The organism is Mycobacterium barrassiae, assembly GCF_025822765.1.
GTDB classification, from domain to species: Bacteria; Actinomycetota; Actinomycetes; order Mycobacteriales; family Mycobacteriaceae; genus Mycobacterium; species Mycobacterium barrassiae.
Genome location: NZ_JACKUK010000039.1, coordinates 42,683 through 61,481, shown reverse-complemented (window position 1 = coordinate 61,481; position 18,799 = coordinate 42,683). Strand labels below are relative to the sequence as shown.

Genomic DNA, 18,799 nt, shown 5'->3' with positions numbered 1-18,799 from the left:
GTGCCATGGCGGTACTGACTGCTCAACACGACGACTTCCCGCGCTGGTATCAGGACGTCCTGACCAAGGCGAAACTGGCCGAGAACGGCCCCGCCCGCGGAACCATCGTCATCAGGCCCAGCGGCTACGCGGTGTGGGAGCGCATGCAGGCCGAGATCGATGCTCGGATCAAGTCGGCGGGTGCGGTCAACGCGTACTTCCCATTGCTGATCCCGATGAGCTTCTTCGAGCGCGAGGCCGAGCACGTCGAGGGGTTCAGCCCCGAACTCGCCGTCGTGACCCACGGCGGGGGTAAGGAGCTGTCCGAGCCACTGGCTATCCGTCCGACGAGTGAAACCGTTTTCGGCGAGTACATGGCCAAGTGGATCGACAGCTATCGTGACCTTCCGCTGCTGCTCAATCAATGGGCCAACGTGGTTCGTTGGGAGATGCGGCCGCGAATCTTCCTGCGCACCACCGAGTTCCTGTGGCAGGAGGGCCACACCGCGCACGCCACGCAATCTCAGGCGCGGGAGTACGCCCACCGCATTCTGCGTGAGGTCTACGAGGACTTCATGCGTAACGTCCTGGCCATCCCGGTGATCGTCGGCCGCAAAACCGTCCGGGAGCGCTTCGCCGGCGCCGCGAACACCATGACGTGCGAAGCGATCATGCGCGACGCCAAGGCGCTGCAGATGGGCACGTCGCACGAACTCGGCCAGAGATTCAGCCGCGCCTTCAACATCACGTACTCGACCGCCGACGGCACCGTCGAGCACTGCTGGACCACGTCCTGGGGTTCGTCGACGCGCATGCTCGGCGGCCTGATCATGTGTCACGGCGACGATCACGGTCTCGTCCTGCCGCCGGCTGTTGCACCGGTGCAGGCCGTCGTCGTAATGGTGAAGGAAACTGACGGCGCTGTCGCCCGCACCGCCTCCGTGCTCGCCGACGAGCTCACCGCCGCCGGGATCCGAACGCGACTGGACGACAACGTCTCTCAAGGGTTCGGCTGGCGCGCCACCGAATGGGATTTACAGGGGGTGCCGATCCGGATCGAGATCGGTCCGCGCGATGTCGCGGACAACGCCGCCACGCTGTACCGCCGCGACACCCGAGTCAAGGCCACGGTGGGGCTCAACGGCGTCGCAGACGAGGTGCTCCGGTTGACGAAGGACATCCAGACGCAAATGCTCGCGGCGGCAACGGCGCGCCGCGATGACGTCATCGCCGACTGCGCAACGCTCGACGACGCACGCGAGGCCGGGCAGACCGGAGTCGCTCGCGTGCCGTGGGAGTTGGTCGGCGACGCGGGAGAGGCGGACCTCGCCACAGCTGGGCTGACGGTGCGGTGCCTGCAACGCAGCGACGGATCGCTGCCTGAATCCGACGATGACGCAGGGGTGCTCGCGTATATCGCCCGCGCCTACTGAGCTGGGGTCAGCGTCCCGTCCATCACCATCGTTCGAAGCGCCCGACGGTTGAACTTGCCGCTGGCGAGGGTGGGGATCTGGTCGCTGGTCGCGAGCACCCATCGCGTCGGAACCTTATAGGCGGACAGCTGATCTCGCGTACGCGCGGAGAGCTCTCGCACGTCGAGTGACCCGTCGCCGGGCACGACGACGGCGCACACCTCTTCACCGCGTACCGGATCGTCGACACCGACGACGATGCATTGCGACACGTCGGCGAACCCTTCGATCACCGACTCGACCTCCAGCGGTGAGACATTCGCGCCCGCCGCCTTGATGAGTTCACTGGTGCGGCCGACATAGAACAACCGCGGATCGCCTGCTTTGCGGTACACCCGGTCGCCGGTGTGATACCAGCCGTCCTCGTCGAACGTCTCGGCGCGTTCGCGTTTGTTGTAGCCGGCCATCACGCCGATTCCGCGGACCAGCAACTCGCCGACCTCGCCGTCGGCGACCGGGCTGCCGTCGTCGTCCACGATGCGCATGTCCGTGTACGCGAAGCCGCCTGCGGTTTCCGACATGGTGCGGTGCACGGGGAATCCGTCGGGCACATTCGTCATCGCGATGTCGAGTGGCCCGTCGCGCAGCATCGGCGCGCTGGACAGGTCGCGGTCGACGAAGGTCGGATGTTCGCGCAGACGTTGGGTGAACGCGGGCCATCCGACGATGCCCGTCGCCCGCTCGCGCTCGATGAGATCCAGCGCCGTCTCGGCGTCGAGCCGAGGCATGACCAGGAGTGTGACAGGCTCGTGAAGCGCGCCCGTCGTCGCGAGGAGCCCACCGATCCAGAAGAACGGCATCGCACACAGAATCCGCGGATGCGCCCCCGACCCCGTCACAGCGCGGATCGCCTCGGGCCATGTCGACGTCTGCCGCACCAGCGTGCCGTGGGTGTGGATCACCCCCTTCGGGTCCGCTGTCGACCCCGACGTATGGATCATGACGGCCAGATCTGCGGGGAACACTTCGTCTTCGACAGCCGCCAAGAGATCGTCGGGCACCAGCGCCGCGTTGTCGTCGTAAAGCGTCGCCCAGTCGCGGTCGGAGTCGCCGGTGAGCACGATTCGTCGCAGATAGGGCGCCGCGGTCAGGGTGAGCCGGTCGGCGGGCTGACCTGCCAGCTCGGGAAACGCCGCTTCGAACCGTTCGGCGACGTCGATGGTGAGCACCTGGGGAGGGGCGATCACCAGCGCGACATCGGCCAGCTGCGCCACCTTGGCGATCTCGGCCGGGGCGTACAGCGTGCTCAGCGGCACCGCGAGAGCACCGATCCGGGACACGGCCAGCCACCAGACGACCCAGTCGACGCCGTTGGCGAAAAAGAGCCCGACGCGCGTGCCCTTGCCGACGCCTTCGGCCAGCAGCCAGCGGGCCAGCAGTGCCGACCTCTGTTCGGCGTCGCGATAGGTGAGTCGGTCTGTCGGCGTGACCAGGTAGGTCTGGTCGCCGAACTCGCGCACACTGCGCTGCAGGAGCGCTGGCACGGTCGGTCGCGGCTGATCCACGGCCGAAGTCTATGAGCACGAAAAATTACGATCCGATCGGTATCGAAATTCCCGCCGAGGGGGAGGCCCGGCGGTTACTGTCTGGGCATGACATCGACAGTCGAGGCGGCTGACCGGGTTGTCGGGCTCGCACGGGGGATGCGCGAACTCGTGCAGGCGCAGGCACCGGAGTCCGAGCGGGCACGCACGTTGACGACGGCGATCGTCGATCAGATGTGGGCCACCGGGTTGATGACGGCGTTCAACCCAGTCGAGGCCGGCGGGCTCGAGCCGTCATTCGCCGAGATGATCGAGACCTGGATCGAAATGGCTTGGCAGGACGGCTCCTTCGGATGGGTCGGCATCGCGAACCTGCCGTCGTCCTTCGCCGCCGCCGCCTATCTGCCCGACGAGGGCTTCGCGGAAGTTTTTGGTGCACACCGAAACCGCGTGACGATGGGTGGTCAGTTCTTCCCCAACGGGCAGGGCCATGTGGTCGACGGCGGTTACACGTTGAGCGGGTCGTGGAGTTTCGGGTCGGGAACCGGTCATTCGGAATACGTCGCAGCGGGTTTCTTCCCGATGGCCGACGGCGAGATGCGCTGGGTCAGCGAAGGCGTACCCGAGATGCGGGTGGCGGTGATTCCTCGCGAGCAGATCACTTTCACCGATGGCTGGTTTGTGCAGGGGCTCAAGGGAACCGGGTCCTACGACTACAATGTCCAGGAACTCTTCGTACCTGAGTATCGGACCTTCGAACTGTTCGCGCGAGAACCGTTGCGGGGTAGCTCGCCGGCCATGCGGATGGGGCTGATGCCCGTCACGGCCGCGGGTCATGCGTCGTGGGCGTTGGGCGTCGCCAAGAGCATGCTCGACGATGTTGCGGAACTCGCCGCGACCAAGTTCCGGATGAGCGACATGGCCTCGCTGGCCAGCCGTCCGACGTTCCAGAAGGGTCTCGCGCATCACGTGGCCGCCTGGCGCGCCGCGCGGCTACTTGTGTTGGAGGCGTTCAGCACCGCCGAGGCGGCCGTCGCCTCGGGGGAGGCGTTGACGCCGATGCTGCGCGCCGATATGCGCGTTGCCGCGGTCTACGCCACCGATGTCGCCCGGGAGTGTGCCGAATGGGCACACCTCGTCGCGGGCACGAGTTCGATCCGGGAAGGCAGCCGTCTCGAGCGCGCGTTCCGGGACATGTACACCGGTACCCAGCACGCGTTCATCAGCGAGAAGGTGGCGATGGACGCGGCGCAGATCTGGCTTGGCATCATCGAGGATCAGTTCGGCCTGTAAGCGCGGAGCGTATGACGAGATTGTGACCGGGCGACGGTTTTAGCGCGGCGGGCTACCGGCTCCGATAGCGTCGGAGTCGAGTTCAGTCGAAGCTCGAGACGAGACCGATGACGCAGCATTTTGACCTGGCGATTTCGGGTGGTGGTCCCGCCGGCGCTGCGGCCGCGTGGCAGGCGGTCCAGGCCGGCGCCCGCGTGGTGGTGCTCGACAAGGCGCGGTTCCCGCGTGACAAACCCTGCGGCGACGGGCTCACCCCGCGGGCGGTGTCCTACCTCCAGAAGATGGGACTCGCCGAGCGGGTCAACACCTTCCATCGTGTCAACGGCGCGCGGATCTTCAGCCCGAGCGAGTGGAATCTGTCGTTTCCGAACCGCCCGGGGATGCCCGACCACGGACATGTCGCCCGGCGTACCGAACTCGATGCGGTGCTGCTCGATCACGTCGGGAATGCCGGCGCGGAGGTACGCCAGTCCGCCGAGGTCATCGCGCCCCAGCTCGACGACAACGGCCGTGTGGTGGGTGTGATTCTGGCCGACGGCGAGCGGATCAACGCCGAAGCTGTCATCGCCGCCGACGGCGCCTATTCGTCACTCAAGCGTGCGCTGAAGCTCGAGTCGCAACGTAATGGCTACTCGGCCATCGCAATTCGTGCGGAGACGCCGGTGCAGTGGATGGACACCGACACACTCGACATTCATTTGAAGCTCGTGTTCAACGGCGACCAGCTGCCGGGGTACGGCTGGGTCTTCCCGCTCGGCGGCGGCAGGGCCAACATCGGTCTCGGCTACTGCACCAGTTACAAGCACTGGCACGACATCAACGCGACCGAAGCTGTTGACACAGTTCCTCGGCACGTTGCCCGCGGAGTGGGAACTGCCGCCGGTGAGCGAGCTGAAGGAGTCCAAGGCGCTGCAGGCATGGCGGCTACCAATGGGATTCACGACGTGGCCACCGTGGCGGCCCGGCATCTTGTTCGCCGGTGACGCGTTGGGTGCAGCGAGACCGGTGTCCGGGGCGGGCATCTCAAAGGCGCTACAGTCCGGGCTCGCGGCGGGCGAGTGCGCGGTCGCAAGCCTGGCCAACGGTGGGCCCGACGACTTCACCAACTATGAACAAGTCGTGGAAGCCACCTGGGGCAAGGAGTATCGCCGCGGCAGGTTCTTTCACAAGCTGGTCGGGATACCGGCCGTCGCGAACGCAGGCATCCGGGTTCTGGACACGGTCAGTCACCCGGGAATTCGCTCGCACCTGCTCTTCTGGGAGGCGTGGCGCGATCCCAAGGCGGCCGAGAAGGTACCCCAGCGCAGTTAGCCGCCGCGGTGCCACACGTCGGTCGGCATCGGGTAGGCGATCGCGCGTGCGACCTTTTCGGCGACGTCGTCGCCGACTTCACGGCGGACCAACCACAACGCGACGTCGATCCCGGCGGTGACGGCTCCCGCGGTCACCACGTTGCCGTCGTCGACGACGCGGTTCTGCTTTACGGTGGCGCCGTATCCCGAAAGCTCATCCAGCGCAGCGGGATTGGTGGTGGCGTTGCGATTGCGCAGTATCCCGGCCGCGCCGAGCAGCAGGGCGCCCGTGCAGACCGACGCCGTCCACCGAACGGAGGTCGACAGATCGGCGATGATGCGGGGGAGCGTGCCACGCCGGATCTCGTGCGGCACGCCGGTGTCGTGCCCGTCGACCCAGCTTCCGCCAGGCACGAACAACGCGTCGGGCGTGCCCAACTCGTCGGCCACATGCAGCTGCAGCCCGTTGGCGGCCGACACCAGCGGGGGTCCGTCGGCGCGAACCAGCGCGACTTCGAGGTCCGGCGCGATGGTCGCGGCGCGGGCGAACACCTCCCACGGGGCGACGACGTCGAGGGCGTCGAACCCGCCGAACGCCACGATCTCAATTCGCATCTACTCAGTCTGGTCCTGCCTTAGGCTGCACGCCATGCCTCTGGACCGTGCAGCACTCGCCGTGGGCGGTATCCGCCTCGCGTCGGGTATTTCGTTCCTCGTCGATCCGCTGAGTGCCAACCGGCTGTGGGGAGATTCCGAGAAGCCGGCCCCGACAGCGCAGCTGCTCCTGCATTCGATGGGTTATCGCGATGCGCTCATCGGCGTCATGATGATCGGCGCGGCGTTGCGCGGCAAGGAGACCCGTGGCTGGTTTCTGGCATCGGGCGGCGCCGACGCGGCCGACCTGCTGGGCGGGTTGCGGGTGCACAACGAGATGTCGCGCTCACAGCAGGTCATCGGGCTCGGCGGCGCGGTCGTCGGCATCGGCGTCGGACTCTGGGGTGCGACGCGTCGGCGGAAGAAGGCGCCTGCGCCCGAATGAGTGGTTTGCGATTTCGGCGTGCTAGGTCACGCTGAGCGTGACTAAGCACGCCGAAATCGCAACGTTAGTTCAGTCGCTTGCGCACATACGCCTTCAGCTCTGCGGACAGTGCATCGGCGGCCAACAACTGCGGAAGCAATTCGGGATCGGTCATTCGAGCCCGGAAGACCAGGTTGATGGTCACGTCGTGGTCGGGGCGGTCTTCTATCGAGATCGTGTCGCCGGCCTGCACCGGTCCCGGCGAGACGACCCGCAGATACGCGCCGGGTTTCCCTGCTTCGGTGAACGTCTTCATCCACCCTTTGAGGTTCAGGAACGCAGAGAAGGTTCGGCACGGAGTGCGCGGTGCGGAAACCTCGAGCACCAGGCCGCCCGTGCCGATACGCCAACGTTCACCGATCCGTGCGTGCGTGACGTCGACGCCGGAGGTCGTGAGGTTCTCCCCGAACATGCCGTGGGTGAGCGGACGTTCGAGGCGCGTCTCCCACTCGTCGAGATCCTCGCGCGCATAGACGTAGACCGCTTGATCGTCGCCGCCGTGGAATTTCTGGTTTCCGATGGTGTCGCCGACGAGGCCGCTGCCGAGGCCGCCGCGCATCGGGCCGGGCGATCGGACCATGACGGCGCCTGTGGTCGCGGATTTGTCGATGCCTGTCTGCCGTGATGGCGCATCGGGATTCGCCCGGACACGCGCCAGGTTGACCGACAACACATTTGCCACGCGTACAGGGTAGTGGCGCGCCCGTGGTGGCCTAACCGGCAGGGGCGAACGCCGGGTCCGACGGCGGCGGTGGCCCCATCGGCATCTGCCGCACCGGGGTGTACGGCGCCGACGGGTTGGGGAAGAGCTTGGTCACGATGTCATTCGGATTGGTGAAGTTGCCAATGATGTCGCCGAACGACCCGAGCTCGCCGCTCTGCTGCAGCTGCTCGGCGGGTATCGTGGGCACCGTCGGCGCGCCGGGCGGCGGCGGGGGAGATGCGGGCATCGGACCACCGGCTTCCACGATTCCGGTCACCACGCCCGGAATCTGCGGGACCACGGGGTCGACGGGTACCGGCTGCGCAGGCGCGACACCGGCGCCCGCGATGGCGCCCAACGCTACGATCGCGAACCCGCCGACACCGATCGCCCAGCCAGCCGACGTGCGCGGGCGTCTGTTCATGACTGTGCCTCGATTCTGAAACCGTCCCGATGAGTTTCCCACGTCATGAGGCGTGGGCGCTACCGGTTAGCGTTCGCGCGGAACAGGCTGGGAGACAGCCGCATTGACAAGTCCGTCACTTCCCGTGCGGGAATCACCTGCTGTGCAGTCGATTCCACGTGTCGCGACGTATCAGCAGTCGAGTTCCACGACGGCGGCGCTGACGATTTCCCCGGCGGCAGAGATCGAGACGCCCAGATCGTTGCGCACCATGACGACACCATCCGAGGCCGGCATGCCGCCGCTGAGCGCGCTGCAGATCTTGGCACCTTCGGACCGCAATTGCTGTTCGGTGAGGAATGCGTAAGTGGTCTGCATCGTCTCGACGAATTCGTCCTCACTCGCCACCGCGGGTGCAGCGAACGCGACGGCAGCGGCACCGACCGACAAAGGGACCCCGACCCTGTACTTCAACTCAACACCTCCGATAGACGCGTGATCCCGCCGCACTCACGAGGAGGCGTGCACGGGATCACGGGTTGCACCTCGGCGTCCATACAGGTCGAGACGCCGAAATCTTTGCCTAAGTAAGTACAGCTTAGACGGTCTATCGGTCTTGGGCCGAATCGTCGCGGGCCAAGGGAGGGGAACGAAGTTCTTGATAGCGATCTACTACAGGACGTAGTATTCGAGGTGATTCCGACGATCTTCGACGGAGGCACCCTTGTGAGGTGGAGTTTCGCTCAGTTCGGATTGCTGATCATCTGTGTGTTCCACGTCGTCCAGGCCGTCATCGGCTTCATCGCTGAGCCGAGTTTTGCGACAGGACCTGACGCGCCGACCGCCCAGATTCTGGGGATGGATTACAACGGCTGGCATGCGGTCGCCGGCCTCGCGCTCTTCGGTCCGGGCCTGTTCTTCGTGATTCGCAAGTCGTGGTCGGTGCTGTACCTGCTCGTCGCCGCGGTGGCGGGGGCACTGCCCGGCATCTGGGCGTTCTTCTCGAACCAGGTGGCCTACATCTTCGCGTTTCCGAACAACATCACCGACGCGGTGGTGCATCTGGTGTCCGCGGCGGTGATGGTCGCGGTCGCTGCCGTGCAGATCCGGCTGGACGGCGGATTTCGAAACTCGCTCGCGGATCTACGAAACGCGCGATAGGGCTCACACTGACCCGTCGCCCTTGAGTCCGGGCGGTGGGTTCAGCCCAGGCGGCGGGTTCAGGCCGCGGGACGGGTTGAAGCGGTCCGACGGACGGGGCGGATCCGGCTGCGGGTCGAATCCCGCGCAGCTCGCGCAGGGGAGCAGTGGGAGGTCGGCGAGGGTGGTCGCGTTCGCCGCTCCGGCTCCGGAGAACAGCACTGCGGACGCCGCGGCACCGGTGACTGCCGAACCGAGCGTCGCTGTGACGAACCGCCGAAAGTGTTGAGTGGTGATCATGGTGTACTCCTTTCGGTGGGGCGCCGCCGTCGACGCCTCCAGTGCGCCAAGTAGAGATCGCCGTCGGCGCTACCGATCCCAAACTCATGTTGGGATCGGTAGCGCGGCTGTGGACGTGTACTTGTGCATGAACACAAACAATCGGAGGCGACTCATCGCCGGTGGGCTGATGGCATTCGGCGTTGTGATCGCCGGTTCGGGGCCGTTCCAGGGCACTGCTCAGGCGTTCCCCGGCGATCCGGCACCGCTGCGGTCCTGGCCCGGCTGTCCGGAGGACAACCCGTCCGGCCCATGTCGTTGGTGTCCAGGGGACCCGCCGGTGCAGACCGGCAATCTTCGTGTGAACCCGGTGATTTGGGATAACAACGTGTGTCACACGTACTGGTACGTCTACCACGGGCAGGGCAATGTCGCGTCGAACATCTTCGAGGGTGAGGTGCCACCGCCGCCGCCTCCACCGCCGCCCGGATTCACGCCGCCGCTCTCACCGGGGTGGTGCTGGACGTTGTTCATTCCGACGACGGCGTGCCCGTAACCCCCGCGATTTGTGTGCGTTCAGGAGCGCTCACCGCGCCAGAACGCACACAAATCGCTTAGGAGCCGGTGCGTTCGAATGTGTCGGTGAAATCCCCACCGCCGGCGCAGGCGCCTCCCGCCGCGACGGTTTGCTTCCCGCGTCCGGTGAGCAGCGCGATCGGGTCGTCCAACTGCTTCGGCATCGGATACTCGGCGGTGATCGTCACCTGCGCTGTGCCACCACCCGGGCACGACGTCGTACCCGCTTCATCACGCGTCCACTTGTCGTCGGCAAAGATGAGGGTGACGACCCCGTCGGGCGAGTGGAACAGACTCATGCACCGGTCCCCGGTCCGCAGACAGTAAGTGTTGGCGGACAGCACATTTCCCGGTACGACGTTGCCGTTGGTGAACGTCGTCGTCTGGCGGTAGCTGCCGTGCAGCGCCTCCGCGGGGCTGACGGCGCGCGGCGGCAGGACCGCAGGATCCGGAACCTTGGTCGGGTCAGGGTCACCGGTGCGGGTGAACTTGACCGTCCGCTTGGCGGCGCAGGCACCGTTGGTGGACGCCCTGATCGTTTCGCCGGTCAAGGTGCCGTCGGATTGCGGTTGCAGCGTGAAGATCACCCAGAGCTCGACGGGTTGGTCGCCGCCGCACTGCGCCGACGAGAGGCCGACCGCGACCCAGGTGCCACCCAACTGGTCGAACGTCAGGTTTGACAGCAGGGCCATACCCGCGCCGCTGACGTTCGCCGCGGTCGCGACACAACCGGCGGATCCGCATTCCGAGCGGACAGCCCAATTGCTCGTTGTTGCAGGCGCATTCGGGACGGGCTTGTCCTCGAGGTCGGTCCCTGGACCGTAGTCGGCGGTGTAGGTGCCGCTGAACTGCGCACCATTCGCCGCCGGCGGGCCGGCGGGGGACTTGTCACGTCCGGTGAACTCCACGACGGCGATGACACCGGCTACCAGGATGAGGGTCGCGACGAAGACCAGGGCGCCGACGAGCAGACCGCGCTTTCCTCCGGGGCGCGGAGGCGCCGCCATCGTGGGCGGCGCCTGCAGATTCGGGACACTGTGCGGCGGATAGGAGAACACCGGCGGTGCGCTCGGCGGCGGGGCCCCGCCGGGTGGCGGCGCCCACTGCGGGGGCGGCGGCATCGGAGGGTTCGGATGCTGACTGGGACGGCTGATGACTTCCTTTGCCGCAGAGGCCATCTCGACGGCGGAGGGGTAGCGTTCCGCGGGCTGCTTGGCAAGACCCTTTGCGATGACCTCGTCCAGCGCTGTCGGGACGGTGCGGCTGACTTGAGAGGGTCTCGGCGGCGGAGTGAAGATGTGACCGCTGGCGACCTTCTCGAAAGTGTTGCCGGGGAAGGGTTGTTCACCCGTGAGGCATTCGTAGAGCACACAGGCCAGCGCGTAGATGTCGGAGCTGGGGTTGGTCTGGTCGGTGCTGAAGCGTTCGGGCGCCATGTACGCCCAGGTGCCGATGGCTGAACCGGTCTGCGTCACCCCGTCCTCGGCGGTGCGTGCGATACCGAAGTCGATGAGGTAGGCGAAGTCGTTCGGTTCGAGCAGGATGTTCGAGGGTTTCACGTCGCGGTGGACGAGCCCCGTCTGATGCGCGTTCTGCAACGCGTTGGCGATCTGCTCGATGATCGCCACGGCGCGTTCCGGTTCCAGAGGTCCGCGGTCGAGCAGCGTGTGCAGATCGGTGCCGTTGATGATCCGCATGGTGACGTACAGCCGGCCGTCGATCTCGCCGACGTCGTAGATAGGCACGACGTGGCGGTCATCCAGGCGGGCGGCCGCGCGGACCTCGCGGCGAAAGCGTTTCTCGAACTCTGGGTCTTCGCTCAGATGCGGGAGCAGCATCTTGAGCGCGACGACGCGGTCGATCTCGGTGTCGTAGGCGCGCCAGACCTCGCCCATCCCGCCGCGACCCAGCAATTCGAGCAGCCGGTAGCGACCGAATGGCGTGCCTTCCACGGGGCACACGATAACCGGCCGCTCACGCAGTTCGTGACCTGATAGCGGCGCGACGGGGCGCTGAGCCGCGGCTCAGCTCGACGCGTCGAGGATCTTGATCGCGAAGACGAGCGTGTCGCCGGGCAGGATTCCGGCGGCGGGCTGACCGTCGGCGTAACCGTCGGCCGAGGTCATCGCCACCGCGACCGTCGATCCGACCTTCTGGCCCGCGATGGCCTTCTGGAAGCCGGGCACGACGCCGTTGAGCGGGAATTCCTCGGGAGCGCCGCGCTGGTAGCTGCTGTCGAACACAGAGCCGTCGCGGCCGTTGACGCCCATATAGCAGACCGACACCGTTGCCGTGTCGGCGACGACCGGACCGTCGCCGGGCTGCAGCGTCTGCACCTGGGTCTCGGTCACGCTGAATGGTGTCTCCACCTTGATGTCCGGCGCGGTCGTATCCGTCGAACCGGTGACAGAGACGCTTCCGGTGGCCCCGGGCAGCGTCCACTCGGGGGTGCCGCCGACAGCCGGCGCCGCCGTCGGGCACGTCGTGGCCGCGGCGGGAGTCGGTGCTGCGGTCGGCGTTTGCGTTTCGGTGACCGAAAACGGGTCCGCAGGGGTCGTCGTGGACGTGCTCGTCGATGACGCAACCGACTCGGAGTCGGAACCACACGCGGCCAGCGTCGTCACGAGCAACGTGGCACCGGCAGCGAGTGCAACAGAGGAGGACACACGGGAGAAATTCACGGTCGCCACGCTACATAACGATGACTTTCTGGCACCCCGCCGGTCTGGCGGGGCCCAGACAGCGGGCGGTCGGCCGGTCAGTAATCCCAGATGGCCGGTACGCACCGGAAGACGTCGCCCGCCGTCGCCACATGGCAGACGGATGGGAACGGCAGATGCGTCGCCACCATCGCTTCACCGGTCGCCGCCAGCTCCCGAAGCAGTTCGATCCGGACGCGGGCGGACTCCTCAGGATCATGTTCAAAGCCGTTGTACCACTCGGGGTTGTCGAAACCCGGGGCGAACACGGAGTCGCCGGCGAACGTCAGTGCATCACCGCCGGACGCCAGGCGCACGATGCTGTGTCCGGGGGTGTGGCCACCGTTGCGGGCGACGAGCACTCCCGGTGCGATCTCGTACTCGGTCTCAAACGTCTTTATGTAGCCGCGATATTCGTTGAGGAAGCGCGTGGCGATCGAGCGCAGCGCGTCGGGCACCGGCGCCGGCATGTCGGTGTGGGTGAAGTCGGGTGCTTCCCAGAACTCGGCTTCACGGGTGGCCACGTGGACCCGCAGATCGGGGCGCAGCCGTTCCTTGAGGCCCTGGGACAGGAGCCCCCCGACGTGGTCCATGTGCAGGTGGGTGAGCACGACGTCGGTCACGGCCGAGGGGTCGATGCCGGCAGCCTCCAGACGGTGGACTGTCTGCCCGGCCCGCGGGAAGTCGGGGAACTCCACGCCCAGGCCCGCGTCGACGAGGATGGTCCGGCCGCCGCTGCGGACCACGACGACGTTCAGCGGCCAGTCGAGCACGTCCTGCGGCAGGAACATGTCGTTGAGCCATTGCCCGTATTCGGTCGGGTCGGCGTTGGTCGCCATCGTTCGGGCCGCGATGGGCAGGACGCCGTCGCTGATCACCAGCACCTCGATGTCGCCCACCTGTACCGCGTAACGCGACGGGACCAACTCGTCGAGTCCCGTGCTACCGAGGGAAATGCTGTCCACGCTCATGTTCTCTCCTTGACCGATGTGCCCGAAATGACCCTGTCGTTTCGTGGAACGCCGCCCGAGGGCGCGATTTATCCCGCGTGCAGGACTGCGCCTCTTACCCAGCGGATAGCAAACCCTTCCCTTTCGGAAGTGGAATCTCTCGTCCCAGCGATTACGGAGGGATAGCCGGCCGTCGGAGACTTGCTTCACCACCGAAGAAAGCGGCATCCGCCGGACGCCGAGACCCAGGGAGACACCACCATGAAGCTTTCGACCACCAACCGCCCCGTCGCAGTTTCCGCGCCTTCGCGTCGGATGGCACGCACCACGCTGACCGCAGGTGTCCTTGCCCTCGCCGCAATACCTTTCGGGGCTATCGCCGTCGCGAATGCCACCTACAAAGAAGCCGACTTCGCATCGTGCCTGGAGCGCGACATGCCGACCGACTACTGCTGTGAACATGCCGGCGGCGTTATGCGCAACGGCGCCTGCATCAATCCGGATGATCTCCTGCAGCCAAGCGGAGGAGCCGTCCTCGAGACGCAACCGGATCCGCCGAAGAAGTTTCCGCCGATCGTGAGCACCGATTTGTCCTCGGGAACTTTTGTGGAGGTCCAGCCCAAACCGCCGACGAGGGTTCCATCACGTGGAGTCCTCGATGCGCCCGTGCTGACCACCCAGCGGTAACCCGCGCGTTGCGCGGGTAGAGGTGCGGTGCTCAGCAGAACTGGTACTCGACGTCCCAGGACTGGCCGTTCCAGGTCGCCGCGAACTGCCCGCCAAGCGCCGGGTTGGCGTCGTGAATCATGCCGGTGCCGCCTTCGGGGGTGAACCCCGGCGGGTCCCATGTGATCGACTCGAAAAATGGGGTGAGCTCAGGAGTGCAAGCCTCCTGCTTCGCGATGTAGCCGTCCGCGATGGCGTACACGGCATTGTCCTGCGTCGGGACAGGTTCGTTCTCAGCGCCTGCCGTGGGTGCGCCCGCGATGAGTGCACACAGGCCGCCCGCGACCAAGCCGGCCGCGGCCCTGCGATGGAACGGTTTCGACATGATTCCCCCTGAATTCAATGCTTTGGGGAAATTATGTACCGCGACCGACGTCGCCATTAGGGGATTGCAACGAGCTCCAGGCAGTCAGTTTGTTCACAGCGTCAGCACGAGGCGGCCGCGCACCCCGCCGGCTTCCAGGCGTCGGTGTGCTTCGCTCGCATTCTCAATGGGCAGGATGTCGGCAATGCGGGCGGTAAGCAGCCCGTCCTCGGCCTGCTGACGCAACTGGTCCAGCTGCGGGCGAGCACGCAGATAGTCCATGACATGGACCGGATGCCAAGTGATTTCGCGCTCATTGCTACGGGTGTAGCCACGCAGGGTGGTTATCCTGCCGCCGTCGCGAACAGCAGCAGTCACTTTGTCGTCGAGGATTGCGCCGTCGGCGAGGCCGTGCACCCCGTCGGGCACCGCCTCGCGGATATTCTTGGCGACGTCGTCACCGCGCGGCACCACCACATCCGCGCCGAACTGGGTGACGAGACCATAGTCGGCCTCGGACGCGTCGGCGATCACGCGTAGGCCGTCGGCCTTCGCCAGTTCGATGGCGTACCCGCCGAACGCGCCCGCCGCCCCGGTGATCGCGACCGTCGACCCCGGCGGCAGCGCCAGCAGGTCCAGGGCCCGACGCGCCGTCAGCCCGTTGAGCGGCAGCGTGCAGGCCGCAACGTCATCCCACCCGACCGGAGTGTGCACGACCGAATCCGCGGAGACCACCAGATACTCCACGTACGCACCTCTTGCACCGACCGGCAGCGTCACCGCCATGACGTGGTCGCCGATGGAGAGGTCATCGGGTGCGCCGCCGCCGGTCTCATCGATGACCCCGGCCGCATCCCAGCCCACGACATAGGGGCCGGGTGGGTACTGCAGGTTCGGGTCGGCCTTCTGCATCAGCGCCTTCGCCTGGCCCGATCGGGACACGGTGTCCGACGGATTGACCGCGGCGGCGGTCACTTTGATGCGGACCTCGCCGCGACCGGGGTGCGGTTCGGGCAGATCGAGTACTTCCAGCACTTCTGGACCGCCGAAGCGGTGGAATCCTACTGCTTTCACTACGCCCTCCCATGTTGATCGATGTGCCCGCAGACAGATCGACGCGGCAACTGCTCGCCATCGGCAACAGTTCGCGGGAGCGATTTATGTCAGCCTTCGATGTCAACTCGGTGAAGTAGTTTCACCGTCGTCCGCGTTGAAGTAGGGAAAGACGCCGCGGCGACGACTGGGCCGTCGTCGACAGAGAAACGAGAAGGGGATGAAAACGCAGCACTGGACCCACTTTTCAGTATCCGCTGACGACGAGCGCCTCTGGCGGGTCACCTTCGACAACCCGCCGATCAATCTGGTGACCCCGGAGATGCTCGTGGAACTGCCCGAGCTGATCAACCAGATGGAGGCGGCGCCCGAACTTCGCGTCGTGGTGTTCGACTCGGCCAACCCGGACTACTTCCTGAACCACTACGACACGTCTCGCGTCGCGGAGACGCCCAAGGACCCCGGAGTCACCGGTTATCCGCTGACCATCGACACCAGCACCCGCCTCTCGCGACTACCCGTCGCATCCATCGCCAAGATCCGGGGCCGGGTGCGCGGAATCGGCAGCGAGCTCACCCTGGCGATGGATATGCGTTTCGCGAGCGATCGCGCACTTTTCGGCCAGCCCGAAACCGCAAGCGGCAATCTGCCCGGGGGCGGCGGGCTGGAGCATCTTCCGCTGTTGATGGGCAGGGCCAGGGCGTTCGAGGTAGCGCTCTCCAGCGACGACTACCCGGCCGATCTCGCCGAGCGCTACGGATGGGTCAACCGGACGGTCGACGACGCCGACCTCGACGGACTCGTGGACACCCTCGCTCGGCGGATCGCCTCCTACGACAAAGAGTCGATCGCCGCCGTCAAGCAGCAGACCAACCGGCACACGCTCCCGTCACCGGAGGACATGTTGTCCTCACTGCAGATCTACCTGCAGTCCTTCCAGTGGCCCGGCTCGAAACGCCGTCTCGCCGCCGCACTGGCTGCGGGCCGCAATCAACCCGGCGACTACGAGATGCGCATGGGCTACTACCTGGGCACAGCGATACCAGAGACCGGAGAGACAGATCTCAAGTCGTGAGCCGCATTTCCGCGCCGGGATGGGAGCTGACTGTGACGACGATCGTGCCGCCGCCCGTGTCGAAGGTAGTGTTGGCGTAGCCGATGAAACCGTAGTGCCCATCGATCGTCGACACGGCGGTGATGTCACCACTGCCGGAGGCCCCCGTGTCGAGGTTGGTCCAGTCGGCGGTCACGGTCAGCGAACAGGAGCCGTCGTACACACCGGCGTCATAGTGGATCGCCACCCGGACGCCATCACCGACTTGGTCACCGACCTGCACCGGCGTCACCTGGGCCTCCGCGCTCACAGTGCCACCGCAGGTGGGGGAGGCGACCACCGGAACCGCCGGGAGTTCGGCGAAGGCGTCGGCATGTGCGGGGGTGGCCCACAATAAGGGCGCGATCAGGGCGGCGGCAGCAGCGCTTGCGATACGGAACACGGTCACGACACTGTTATCGGCGGTTCGGACCATCGCGTTAGCGCTATGGTCAGGCTCGATTAGCCCGCCACTTGAGCAGTCGCTCCAGCTCGGTGAAGGCGAACCCCTCCGCAGTCGGCCGGATCTCCGTGGTGATCAAGGTGGCACCTGCGTCGAGATACTGATCGGCGCTGCGTTCGTCCTCCCACACGACCGATCGCTCGATATCGCTGTCGGCCCGGCCGAACTCGGCGGCCAGATCATCCACACGGGCGGTGGCCTGCCGGTACAACTCGATCGGCAGGAACGTATGCCAGATGTCCGCGTGCCGCGCGACGGCGGGCAGAGTGCGCTTCTGGCCCGAACCACCGATCAGAATCGGGATCTTGCGTAGCGGCGCGGGATTGAGCTGACTCAACCGGCTTTCGATCCGCACCAGGCCCTCGTCGAAGAGGTCGGCCCTCGACTTCACCGTGCCGAAGTCGTAACCGTATGTGGTGTAATCCTTTTCGTACCATCCGGCCCCGACACCGAGAATGAGGCGGCCACCGCTGATGTGGTCGACGGTGCGGGCCATATCGGCCAGCAGATCGGGATTGCGATATCCGATGCCGCTGACCAATAGCCCGATCTCGGCGCGGGTAGTGATCTCACCCCACGACGCCAGCGCGGTCCACCCTTCGAAGTTCGGCACATCGGGTTGGTCGTCGGCCAGAATCGGCTTCGCATCGACGATGCCGGCGAAATTCGGGGCGTGGAAGTGGTCGTAACCGAAGACGATGTCGGCACCCAGGTCCTCAGCGTGTAGCACTGCCTGGCGCCACGTCCGGTAGTCGGGTGTTCCGCCGGGGCTTATCTGCACGCCGATGCGAAGGGGTCGCGACATGGGTCATCTCCTCAGGAAAGTTGGACTCTCCTGAGCACAAGCCGAGTACTGGACCTGTTATTCCGAAACCGGCGATAAACCCGCCGTGATTCGAAGGTGGTAACTCTCAGCGCTGGTCGTCTGATGTCGCCAGCGCCGAGGGAAACCGTGGTGGGCGCTTCTCGCGGAGCGCCGTATAACCCTCGACCACGTCGGGGCCGAGGAAGGTCAACATCTCGTATGCCGCGGACTGGTCGAAGGTCGGCCCCGCGGTGCGCAGCCAGTTGTTCAGGGTCCGTTTGGTGAGGCGGATTGCCTGCTGAGACCCGGTCGCCAGCGCATCGGCGACACGAAGGGCTTCGTCCAGAACTTGTTCGCGGGGAAGGGCTTTGGCGACAAGACCGATACGTTCTGCTTCGGCACCGGTGACCATCTCGCCGGTGAGCAGGTAGTAGCGGGCCTTGGCCATGCCGATCAACAGAGGCCAGATGATCGCAGCATGGTCACCGGCGGCTACGCCGAGTTTCACGTGTCCGTCGCCGATCCGGGCGTCTTCGGCGGCAATGGCGACATCAGCCAGCAGGGCGGCGACGGTTCCGGCTCCGACGGCAACTCCGTTGATGGCCGACACGATCGGCTTGTCGCAGTTGATGATGTTGTAGACGAGCGCACTCATCTCGTCGAGCATGTGCGAAACCCGCTCGTAGTCGCCGGCCATGCGCTCGACCATCGCAAGATCACCACCGGCCGAGAAGGCCTTGCCGGCGCCGGTGATCACGGCGACGCGGGTCTGCGGGTCGGCTGCCACGTCGACCCAAATCCGGGCGAGTTCTGTGTGCATCTGCTCGTCGGCGGCGTTGTACTTCTCCGGCCGGTCGATGGTGATGAGCAGGACGCCGTTGTCGCGGCGGGACAGTGTCAACTGTTTGTAATCGTCAAAGTTCATGGCGTGCTCCGCTCGCTTCATCATTGAGGCCACCCCCGGCGAGAACCCGTCGCCGGCGTGTAGGTAGACAACCATATCGACA

At 66.0% G+C, this 18,799-nt stretch carries 21 protein-coding genes and 1 pseudogene; 8 read left to right on the top strand and 14 right to left on the bottom strand.

Annotated elements, in window-relative coordinates; translation table 11 throughout:
* Window positions 1-5: 5 nt before the first annotated feature.
* Entirely contained in the window at window positions 6-1,412 is a 1,407-nt protein-coding gene (gene proS / locus H7J93_RS25650) for a proline--tRNA ligase (RefSeq protein WP_267309105.1), read from the top strand.
* Here proS and H7J93_RS25645 read toward each other — a convergent pair.
* Window positions 1,406-2,956, bottom strand: coding sequence for a class I adenylate-forming enzyme family protein (locus tag H7J93_RS25645; protein WP_267309104.1), 1,551 nt, complete (start codon window positions 2,954-2,956; stop codon window positions 1,406-1,408). The genes proS and H7J93_RS25645 overlap by 7 nt on opposite strands.
* A gap of 87 nt (window positions 2,957-3,043) precedes the next feature.
* On the opposite strand from H7J93_RS25645, the gene H7J93_RS25640 reads away from it, so the two are divergent.
* Together H7J93_RS25640 and H7J93_RS25635 are read left to right on the top strand one after the other, a co-directional pair.
* Complete coding sequence (locus H7J93_RS25640) at window positions 3,044-4,228, top strand: acyl-CoA dehydrogenase family protein (RefSeq protein ID WP_267309103.1); 1,185 nt, start codon at window positions 3,044-3,046, stop codon at window positions 4,226-4,228.
* A 107-nt stretch (window positions 4,229-4,335) separates the two neighbouring features.
* Window positions 4,336-5,539 (top strand): annotated as a pseudogene (locus tag H7J93_RS25635) (NAD(P)/FAD-dependent oxidoreductase).
* Here the strand turns inward: H7J93_RS25635 and H7J93_RS25630 are convergent.
* Window positions 5,536-6,135 (bottom strand): DJ-1/PfpI family protein, encoded by a 600-nt coding sequence (locus H7J93_RS25630; RefSeq protein ID WP_267309102.1) that lies wholly within the window; start codon window positions 6,133-6,135, stop codon window positions 5,536-5,538. The pseudogene H7J93_RS25635 and the gene H7J93_RS25630 sit on opposite strands and share 4 nt — an antisense overlap.
* 34 nt (window positions 6,136-6,169) lie before the next feature.
* On the opposite strand from H7J93_RS25630, the gene H7J93_RS25625 reads away from it, so the two are divergent.
* Window positions 6,170-6,559: a DUF4267 domain-containing protein gene (locus H7J93_RS25625; protein WP_267309101.1), complete on the top strand. Its 390-nt coding sequence runs from the start codon at window positions 6,170-6,172 to the stop codon at window positions 6,557-6,559.
* A 64-nt stretch (window positions 6,560-6,623) separates the two neighbouring features.
* Here H7J93_RS25625 and H7J93_RS25620 read toward each other — a convergent pair whose 3' ends face one another.
* The 3 genes from H7J93_RS25620 to H7J93_RS25610 form a co-directional block, all read right to left on the bottom strand.
* The gene (locus H7J93_RS25620) at window positions 6,624-7,271 is read right to left on the bottom strand and encodes an MOSC domain-containing protein (protein WP_267309126.1); all 648 of its coding nucleotides are present in this window, start codon (window positions 7,269-7,271) and stop codon (window positions 6,624-6,626) included.
* A 40-nt stretch (window positions 7,272-7,311) separates the two neighbouring features.
* On the bottom strand, window positions 7,312-7,725 hold the full coding sequence (locus tag H7J93_RS25615; RefSeq protein WP_267309100.1) for a hypothetical protein: 414 nt from the start codon (window positions 7,723-7,725) through the stop codon (window positions 7,312-7,314).
* 171 nt (window positions 7,726-7,896) lie between these two features.
* Window positions 7,897-8,178, bottom strand: coding sequence for a DUF732 domain-containing protein (locus H7J93_RS25610; protein ID WP_267309099.1), 282 nt, complete (start codon window positions 8,176-8,178; stop codon window positions 7,897-7,899).
* Window positions 8,179-8,430: 252 nt separating this feature from the next.
* On the opposite strand from H7J93_RS25610, the gene H7J93_RS25605 reads away from it, so the two are divergent.
* Entirely contained in the window at window positions 8,431-8,865 is a 435-nt protein-coding gene (locus H7J93_RS25605) for a DUF4383 domain-containing protein (RefSeq protein ID WP_267309125.1), read from the top strand.
* 3 nt (window positions 8,866-8,868) lie between these two features.
* Here the strand turns inward: H7J93_RS25605 and H7J93_RS25600 are convergent, their stop codons facing one another.
* Window positions 8,869-9,144: a hypothetical protein gene (locus tag H7J93_RS25600; protein ID WP_267309098.1), complete on the bottom strand. Its 276-nt coding sequence runs from the start codon at window positions 9,142-9,144 to the stop codon at window positions 8,869-8,871.
* Window positions 9,145-9,313: 169 nt separating this feature from the next.
* On the opposite strand from H7J93_RS25600, the gene H7J93_RS25595 reads away from it, so the two are divergent.
* Entirely contained in the window at window positions 9,314-9,679 is a 366-nt protein-coding gene (locus tag H7J93_RS25595) for a hypothetical protein (protein WP_267309097.1), read from the top strand.
* A gap of 58 nt (window positions 9,680-9,737) precedes the next feature.
* On the opposite strand, the gene H7J93_RS25590 is transcribed toward H7J93_RS25595, so the two are convergent.
* From H7J93_RS25590 to H7J93_RS25580, 3 genes are all read right to left on the bottom strand, one after another.
* Window positions 9,738-11,651, bottom strand: a complete 1,914-nt coding sequence (locus H7J93_RS25590) for a serine/threonine-protein kinase (protein ID WP_267309096.1) — start codon at window positions 11,649-11,651, stop codon at window positions 9,738-9,740.
* A 72-nt stretch (window positions 11,652-11,723) separates the two neighbouring features.
* On the bottom strand, window positions 11,724-12,380 hold the full coding sequence (locus H7J93_RS25585) for an FKBP-type peptidyl-prolyl cis-trans isomerase (RefSeq protein WP_267309095.1): 657 nt from the start codon (window positions 12,378-12,380) through the stop codon (window positions 11,724-11,726).
* Between the two features lie 77 nt (window positions 12,381-12,457).
* Complete coding sequence (locus H7J93_RS25580) at window positions 12,458-13,369, bottom strand: MBL fold metallo-hydrolase (protein WP_267309094.1); 912 nt, start codon at window positions 13,367-13,369, stop codon at window positions 12,458-12,460.
* 240 nt (window positions 13,370-13,609) lie between these two features.
* On the opposite strand from H7J93_RS25580, the gene H7J93_RS25575 reads away from it, so the two are divergent.
* Window positions 13,610-14,035: a hypothetical protein gene (locus H7J93_RS25575; protein WP_267309093.1), complete on the top strand. Its 426-nt coding sequence runs from the start codon at window positions 13,610-13,612 to the stop codon at window positions 14,033-14,035.
* A 31-nt stretch (window positions 14,036-14,066) separates the two neighbouring features.
* On the opposite strand, the gene H7J93_RS25570 is transcribed toward H7J93_RS25575, so the two are convergent.
* Window positions 14,067-14,399 (bottom strand): hypothetical protein, encoded by a 333-nt coding sequence (locus tag H7J93_RS25570; RefSeq protein WP_267309092.1) that lies wholly within the window; start codon window positions 14,397-14,399, stop codon window positions 14,067-14,069.
* 93 nt (window positions 14,400-14,492) lie between these two features.
* Window positions 14,493-15,452, bottom strand: a complete 960-nt coding sequence (locus H7J93_RS25565; RefSeq protein ID WP_267309091.1) for an NADP-dependent oxidoreductase — start codon at window positions 15,450-15,452, stop codon at window positions 14,493-14,495.
* A gap of 199 nt (window positions 15,453-15,651) precedes the next feature.
* On the opposite strand from H7J93_RS25565, the gene H7J93_RS25560 reads away from it, so the two are divergent.
* The gene (locus tag H7J93_RS25560; RefSeq protein WP_267309090.1) at window positions 15,652-16,506 is read left to right on the top strand and encodes an enoyl-CoA hydratase/isomerase family protein; all 855 of its coding nucleotides are present in this window, start codon (window positions 15,652-15,654) and stop codon (window positions 16,504-16,506) included.
* On the opposite strand, the gene H7J93_RS25555 is transcribed toward H7J93_RS25560, so the two are convergent.
* From H7J93_RS25555 to H7J93_RS25545, 3 genes are all read right to left on the bottom strand, one after another.
* Window positions 16,496-16,933 carry a hypothetical protein gene (locus tag H7J93_RS25555; RefSeq protein WP_267309089.1) on the bottom strand — a complete coding sequence of 146 codons (438 nt, stop codon included), beginning with the start codon at window positions 16,931-16,933 and terminating at the stop codon, window positions 16,496-16,498. The genes H7J93_RS25560 and H7J93_RS25555 overlap by 11 nt on opposite strands.
* A gap of 43 nt (window positions 16,934-16,976) precedes the next feature.
* Window positions 16,977-17,792, bottom strand: a complete 816-nt coding sequence (locus H7J93_RS25550; protein ID WP_267309088.1) for an LLM class F420-dependent oxidoreductase — start codon at window positions 17,790-17,792, stop codon at window positions 16,977-16,979.
* A gap of 106 nt (window positions 17,793-17,898) precedes the next feature.
* Window positions 17,899-18,717: an enoyl-CoA hydratase/isomerase family protein gene (locus H7J93_RS25545; protein ID WP_267309087.1), complete on the bottom strand. Its 819-nt coding sequence runs from the start codon at window positions 18,715-18,717 to the stop codon at window positions 17,899-17,901.
* Between the last annotated feature and the right edge of the window lie 82 nt (window positions 18,718-18,799).

What these genes read in the sequence shown, in the direction of transcription:
- proS (WP_267309105.1), top strand. Translation starts at nt 6, where the DNA reads ATGGCGGTACTGACTGCTCAACACGACGACTTCCCGCGCTGGTATCAG.
- H7J93_RS25640 (WP_267309103.1), top strand. Translation starts at nt 3,044, where the DNA reads ATGACATCGACAGTCGAGGCGGCTGACCGGGTTGTCGGGCTCGCACGG.
- H7J93_RS25630 (WP_267309102.1), bottom strand. Translation starts at nt 6,135, where the DNA reads ATGCGAATTGAGATCGTGGCGTTCGGCGGGTTCGACGCCCTCGACGTC.
- H7J93_RS25625 (WP_267309101.1), top strand. Translation starts at nt 6,170, where the DNA reads ATGCCTCTGGACCGTGCAGCACTCGCCGTGGGCGGTATCCGCCTCGCG.
- H7J93_RS25615 (WP_267309100.1), bottom strand. Translation starts at nt 7,725, where the DNA reads ATGAACAGACGCCCGCGCACGTCGGCTGGCTGGGCGATCGGTGTCGGC.
- H7J93_RS25600 (WP_267309098.1), bottom strand. Translation starts at nt 9,144, where the DNA reads ATGATCACCACTCAACACTTTCGGCGGTTCGTCACAGCGACGCTCGGT.
- H7J93_RS25595 (WP_267309097.1), top strand. Translation starts at nt 9,314, where the DNA reads ATGGCATTCGGCGTTGTGATCGCCGGTTCGGGGCCGTTCCAGGGCACT.
- H7J93_RS25580 (WP_267309094.1), bottom strand. Translation starts at nt 13,369, where the DNA reads ATGAGCGTGGACAGCATTTCCCTCGGTAGCACGGGACTCGACGAGTTG.
- H7J93_RS25575 (WP_267309093.1), top strand. Translation starts at nt 13,610, where the DNA reads ATGAAGCTTTCGACCACCAACCGCCCCGTCGCAGTTTCCGCGCCTTCG.
- H7J93_RS25570 (WP_267309092.1), bottom strand. Translation starts at nt 14,399, where the DNA reads ATGTCGAAACCGTTCCATCGCAGGGCCGCGGCCGGCTTGGTCGCGGGC.
- H7J93_RS25560 (WP_267309090.1), top strand. Translation starts at nt 15,652, where the DNA reads ATGAAAACGCAGCACTGGACCCACTTTTCAGTATCCGCTGACGACGAG.
- H7J93_RS25550 (WP_267309088.1), bottom strand. Translation starts at nt 17,792, where the DNA reads ATGTCGCGACCCCTTCGCATCGGCGTGCAGATAAGCCCCGGCGGAACA.
- H7J93_RS25545 (WP_267309087.1), bottom strand. Translation starts at nt 18,717, where the DNA reads ATGAACTTTGACGATTACAAACAGTTGACACTGTCCCGCCGCGACAAC.